The 5,210-nt window shown below is 67.3% G+C and carries 6 protein-coding genes; 3 read left to right on the top strand and 3 right to left on the bottom strand.

Annotated features, from left to right (window positions below; genetic code table 11):
- Positions 1-19: 19 nt before the first annotated feature.
- Entirely contained in the window at positions 20-217 is a 198-nt protein-coding gene (locus tag E6J58_01080; GenBank protein TMB43212.1) for a hypothetical protein, read from the top strand.
- Between the two features lie 6 nt (positions 218-223).
- Here E6J58_01080 and E6J58_01075 read toward each other — a convergent pair whose 3' ends face one another.
- Together E6J58_01075 and E6J58_01070 are read right to left on the bottom strand one after the other, a co-directional pair.
- Positions 224-604 (bottom strand): GxxExxY protein, encoded by a 381-nt coding sequence (locus tag E6J58_01075; GenBank protein TMB43211.1) that lies wholly within the window; start codon positions 602-604, stop codon positions 224-226.
- Between the two features lie 85 nt (positions 605-689).
- Positions 690-1,412, bottom strand: a complete 723-nt coding sequence (locus E6J58_01070) for a hypothetical protein (protein ID TMB43210.1) — start codon at positions 1,410-1,412, stop codon at positions 690-692.
- 76 nt (positions 1,413-1,488) lie between these two features.
- Here E6J58_01070 and E6J58_01065 point away from each other — a divergent pair, with 76 nt between their 5' ends.
- Complete coding sequence (locus E6J58_01065; protein ID TMB43209.1) at positions 1,489-2,172, top strand: hypothetical protein; 684 nt, start codon at positions 1,489-1,491, stop codon at positions 2,170-2,172.
- Positions 2,173-2,176: 4 nt separating this feature from the next.
- On the opposite strand, the gene E6J58_01060 is transcribed toward E6J58_01065, so the two are convergent.
- Complete coding sequence (locus tag E6J58_01060; protein ID TMB43208.1) at positions 2,177-2,674, bottom strand: DUF3761 domain-containing protein; 498 nt, start codon at positions 2,672-2,674, stop codon at positions 2,177-2,179.
- 171 nt (positions 2,675-2,845) lie between these two features.
- Here E6J58_01060 and gyrA point away from each other — a divergent pair.
- A partial coding sequence (gene gyrA, locus E6J58_01055) for a DNA gyrase subunit A (GenBank protein TMB43207.1) occupies positions 2,846-5,210 on the top strand: 2,365 nt, incomplete at its 3' end.

Raw genomic sequence — 5,210 nt, 5'->3', positions numbered from 1 at the left:
CGGCGAGGGATTCTCCGAGGTGAGCAATGATCGCGTCCGCGTGCTCGTCGAGGAAGCGGTCCGTGCCGATCAGATCGATCCCGGCCGCGCCGAGTCCGAGCTGAAGACCCTTCAGCAACGCCTTTCCTCCATGCGCCCCGACGACCCGGCATACGAGCCCAACCGCGCGCAAGTCGAGCGCGCCGCCGCCCGCGCCTTCGTCGCCGGCCGCCGGTGACCCGTCTTAGCGGGTACGAAGAAAGATCTTTCGGATGCCCCGCGACAGATGAGCGACGTTGAAGTTGATCAGCAGGCCCGAACGGCAGCCGGAGAATTTCAGATGGGTAAGCAGCCGGGCGCGGTGCCAATCCGTGATCCGCTCGGCACTCAGGGTCTCGACGATCAGCTGCCCCGCAACCAGCAGCTCGATCTCGACGCCGGTGACCAGGACGAGACTGCGGTAGCGAATTGGGACCGTCTTGTTCTGCTCGAACGGGATGCGACGGTTCCGAAGCTCCTCGACGAGCGCGAGTCTGTAAACGGATTCGAGCAGGCCGGCCCCGAGGACGCGGTGCACCTCCGTGGCGGCCGCGATGACCGGCCGCGTCCAGCGGTCGCGATGCATTTGTCCCCCGTTCGGGTCCGATTTCGAGACACCGGACCGGTGGTGCGGGGGGCTTACGCAAGGTTCGCGCCGTCTGGCGCCCGGATCACTCCGCGGGAGCGACGGAGTCGTCGGAAAGCTCGTCGGTAGCGCCGAACGTCTCGCGGATCAGCGCGGCGACCTGCGCATCCGGGAGCTCTTCGCTTTGTGGCGCCCGGGGAAGCTCGATGCTGAGGGCAGCCCGGCAGGAGATCTCCTCCAGGAGGAACACGGCGCCGTTCCTCAGCTCGGCCTTGTCGCGCGCGAGATCCGCCTTCGCTGCGCAGGTGCACACCGGCTGATCGAGATCGAGCAGGACGCCCTCACCGAAGCGCGGCAGATCGATCTCGACGCGGCGGCCGCAGCTCGCGCACAGGCGCGCGACCGGCGCAATCGGCAGCAGCACGCGCCCGGGAACGTCGACGGCGTAAAGCGTGTAATCGCGAAAGCCTTCCGGATCCGGCTCCCCGCCCTCGGCGTAGGGATCCCGACGGCCCTCGTCGTCCGTCCAGACGACCTGTGTCACCAGGCTCGCCGTGCCCGCGCCTGCCAGCAGCGCGCCGGCGCTGGCTGCCGCGGGTAGCTCGAGGGCTTCTCCGTTGAACCGGACCAGGCGCACCTCGGATTCGCCGTCGAGGACGCGCAGCTCGATCAGTCCGCGCCAGAGCCGCGCGAGGACCTGCAGCGGCATCGGACGCTGCACGTCGTCGGGCACGATCCAGCGGCGGTGCACGAGGCCGAGCGCGTCATGATCGCGTTGCGGGTCGACGCGCTCGCGGGTGACCGGCATGGGGCCGGAAGACTAGCACGCGGTGGCGACAGGGGGGCCGCGCGGGCATACTACGCAACTGCGAGGAGAATGCCCCATGCCCGAGCCGAAACCGCGACGTAAAAAGGTCACCCGCAAGGCGCGGCAGCCGCAACCCCCTCGCGACGAAGCGCGGGCAGAAGCGCCGAAGCCCGGCAACGGCGGAGGCGACTGGACGGAGCTCGCCGACCGCGCGGCAAAGAAGGTACGCGAGTTCGCCGACAAGGCGCGGCCCGCCGCCGAGAAGATGGCCGTCGATCTCAACGAAGGCCTCGACGGTGCGTTTGCCAGGGTCTCAGAGCAGGCGCGGGATCTGATGTCGAAGGGCCAGCACACGCGGGTGCGAATCAAGTTCCGTGGAAAGCAGATTGCCGAGCTCCCCATCGCCGTAGTGGCCGCCGCCGAGGTGGCGAGCTTCTGGTGGTTCGGACCGCTTCGCGTCGTCCTCGGGCACGTCGTCGGCAAAGCGATTCTCGACGTGGAGTTCGTCTCCAACGCCGATCACTACGTCGCCGAAGGGCGCAAGCTGCTCGGCGACGGCGAGCTGGAGAAGGCAATCGCCGAGTTCGACAAGGCGCTCGCCATGGACCGCCGACACGCCGGGGCACTCCTCGGCAAGGGCATCGCGCTCAAGCTGAAGGGCAACAAGACCGCGGCACGGGAGTGCTTCGAGAAAGCCGAAGACGCCGATCCGCGCAGCGACGCCGGGCGCGAGGCCCGGCGCCACCTCGACAATCTGTAGCCACCTATTTGTTGTCCAACCACTCCGCCACGCCGCCGTGCCCGGAGCACGAGCCGGAATGGTGCGCCGAGTATGACGTCGTTCCGTCCTTGCACCGCGCCGTGGGCGTTTTGCTCTTCTCGTCCCGCGTGGAGCCGCGCGGGGTCGTGTTCGAGCTGCGGCCCTGGGCAGTGTCCGCCTTTTTTCGCCCGAAGAGGGTGTCGAGGATTCCGCCCGACTTCTTCTCGGTCTCCTTCTTGCCCTCGTCCAGCTCGGCACGCGTCTTGTTCTTGCTCGACTTCGCCGCCTTGTCTGCTGACTTCTCCGCCTTGTCGGCGGACTTGGCGGCCTTGTCGGCGGGTGCCTTGGCGACTGCGACGCCGCCGTGATGTGAGCATGCGCCACGGCCGGCCTTGGCGGTCGTGCCGTCGTTGCAAGTGACGTCGGTTTTCTTCGACGTTTTTGCCGTCGCCGGCAGGGCCAGCGCCGCCGCCGCGAGAAGCGAGATTCCGATGTTCCGCATGGTTGCCTCCGCACATCAAGCTGGGTAGCGATCCGCCAAAAGTCGCCCGGCGGGCGGGCGCTTTCCGGACGGTGGATCTGCCGGGAATCAGGCTGGTTTCTTGCCCGTCTTTCCGATGGCCGGAAGGCGCTGAAACGGGTACAACAACCCGTCCTTCCGCGAGGCAACCGCATGGCAGAAGCAACCGGTCCCCAGCTCGTTCCCGTCGCCATCGAAGACGAGATGCGTCAGGCGTATCTCGACTATTCGATGTCGGTGATCGTCGGGCGCGCCCTCCCCGACGTTCGCGACGGGCTCAAGCCTGTCCATCGCCGGATCCTCTACGCGATGTTCGACCAGGGGATGCTGCACAACAAGCGCTACAGCAAGTGCGCCGGAACCGTCGGCGAAGTGCTGAAGAAGTATCACCCGCACGGCGACGCCGCGGTCTACGACGCGCTGGTGCGGCTCGCGCAGGAATGGAACCTGCGCCATCCGCTGATCGACGGGCAGGGCAACTTCGGCAGCATCGACGGCGACTCTGCCGCGGCCTACCGGTACACCGAGTCGCGGCTCACCCGGCTCGCCGAGATGATGCTGGCCGACATCGACAAGGAGACCGTCGACTTCGGCCCGAACTTCGACGACTCCACCACCGAACCGCTGGTCCTGCCGACGCGCTTCCCCAATCTGCTCGTGAACGGAAGCGCCGGAATCGCGGTGGGCATGGCCACCAACGTCCCCCCGCACAACCTCGGCGAGGTGATCGAGAGCACGATCCATCTCATCGATCATCCCGAGGCGCCGCTCGGGCAGCTCCTCGATCCGAAGCTCGGCGGCACGCTGATGGGCGGCATCCAGGGGCCCGACTTTCCCACCGGTGGCATCCTGATGGGCGTCGCGCCCATTCGTGCGCTGTACGAGACCGGCCGCGGGATCCTGCGGATGCGCGCCAAGGTCGACGTGGAGACCGACAAGCGCACCGAGCGCGAGCGCATCGTCGTCACCGAGGTGCCGTACCAGGTCAACAAGGCCAAGGCGATCCAGGCCATCGGCGAGATGCACAACGACAAGAAGATCGAGGGCATCTCCGATCTGCGCGACGAATCGAGCCGCGAAGGGATCCGCGCCGTGGTCGAGATCAAGCGCGGCGCCATCACCGGCGTGGTGCTCAACAACCTGTACCAGCACAGCTCGCTGTTCCAGGACTCGTTCGGCGCCACCATGCTCTCGATCGATCGCGGCCAGCCGCGCACCCTCGGGCTCAAGCCGATCCTCGAGCGCTTCATCGCCCACCGGCGCGACGTGGTCACCCGCCGCACTCGCTACGAGCTGCGCAAGGCGAAGGAGCGCGAGCACGTCCTGCTCGGCTACAAGATCGCGCTCGACCACATCGACGAGATCATCGCGCTGATCAAGGCCAGCGCATCCCGCGACGAGGCATCGCAGAAGCTGCAGTCGTTCTACGCACTGAGCGAGATCCAGGCGAAGGCGATTTTGGAGATGCAGCTCCAGCGACTGACCGGTTTGGAGAAGGAGAAGATCCTTTCCGAGCTGGCCGAAGTGCAGGTGCTCATCACCAGGCTCTCCGCGATCCTCAGCTCCGAGAAGCTGCTGCTCGACGTGATCAAGGACGAGTTGCGCGAGGTGAAGAACCTCTTCGCCGACCCGCGCCGCACCGACATCCAGGGCGAGGCCAGCGATCTCTCGGACGAGGATTTGATTGCCGAAGAGGACATGGTGGTGACCTTCAGCCACCAGGGCTACGTCAAGCGCAATCCGGTCTCGCTCTACCGCGCGCAACGGCGCGGCGGACGCGGCAAGGCGGGGGCGGGCACGACCGACGAGGACTTCATCGAGCAGATCTTCGTCGCCTCCACCCACGCGTACGTCCTCATCTTCACCAGCAAGGGGCGGATCTTCTGGCTCAAGGTGCACGAGCTGCCGCAGGCGGGCCGCGCCGCGCGCGGAAAGGCGATCGTGAACCTCGTGGCCCTCGCGCAGGACGAGAAGATCGCCGCGCTCTTGCCTGTGAAGGAGCTACAGGGCGCGAAAGACGACGGCGCCGAGGCGCCGGAAGAGCCCGCGGCCGCGGCGGAGGAATCAGGCGCGGAGGACGAGGTCGAGGAGACGGAAGCGACGCGCGTCGCGGCCAAGGCGATGCAGGCCGCAGCCGGGCCGTACATCGTCTTCGTCACGCAGAACGGCCTGATCAAGCGGACGAAGCTCCAGGCGTTCGCGCGGCCGCGGCCGAGCGGCCTCAAGGCGCTCTCCATCGAGGAGAACGACGAGCTGGTGGCGGTGATGCACGCCAACGGCGACGAGGACGTGATCATCGGAACCGCGCAGGGGATGGCGATCCGCTTCGACCAGAAGGAGGTCCGCCACATGGGTCGGGCGGCCTTCGGCGTGAAGGGGATCACGCTGGAAGCGGGCGACAAGGTCGTCGGCGCCGAGCTGGCCAACCCCGGCGCGACGCTGTTCACGATGACCGAGAACGGCTACGGCAAGCGCACCGCCATCGAGGAGTACCGGCTGACCCACCGCGGCGGAAAGG

It is taken from the genome of Deltaproteobacteria bacterium (genome assembly GCA_005879535.1).
In the GTDB taxonomy this organism is placed as follows: domain Bacteria; phylum Myxococcota; class Myxococcia; order Myxococcales; family 40CM-4-68-19; genus 40CM-4-68-19.
The sequence above is the reverse complement of the archived record's forward strand: the minus strand, read 5'-3'. Positions and strand labels throughout refer to the sequence as shown.

Excerpts from the sequence above, each read along its gene's own strand:
- E6J58_01060 (TMB43208.1), bottom strand. The coding sequence starts at position 2,674 with ATGCGGAACATCGGAATCTCGCTTCTCGCGGCGGCGGCGCTGGCCCTG.
- E6J58_01075 (TMB43211.1), bottom strand. The coding sequence starts at position 604 with ATGCATCGCGACCGCTGGACGCGGCCGGTCATCGCGGCCGCCACGGAG.
- E6J58_01065 (TMB43209.1), top strand. The coding sequence starts at position 1,489 with ATGCCCGAGCCGAAACCGCGACGTAAAAAGGTCACCCGCAAGGCGCGG.
- E6J58_01070 (TMB43210.1), bottom strand. The coding sequence starts at position 1,412 with ATGCCGGTCACCCGCGAGCGCGTCGACCCGCAACGCGATCATGACGCG.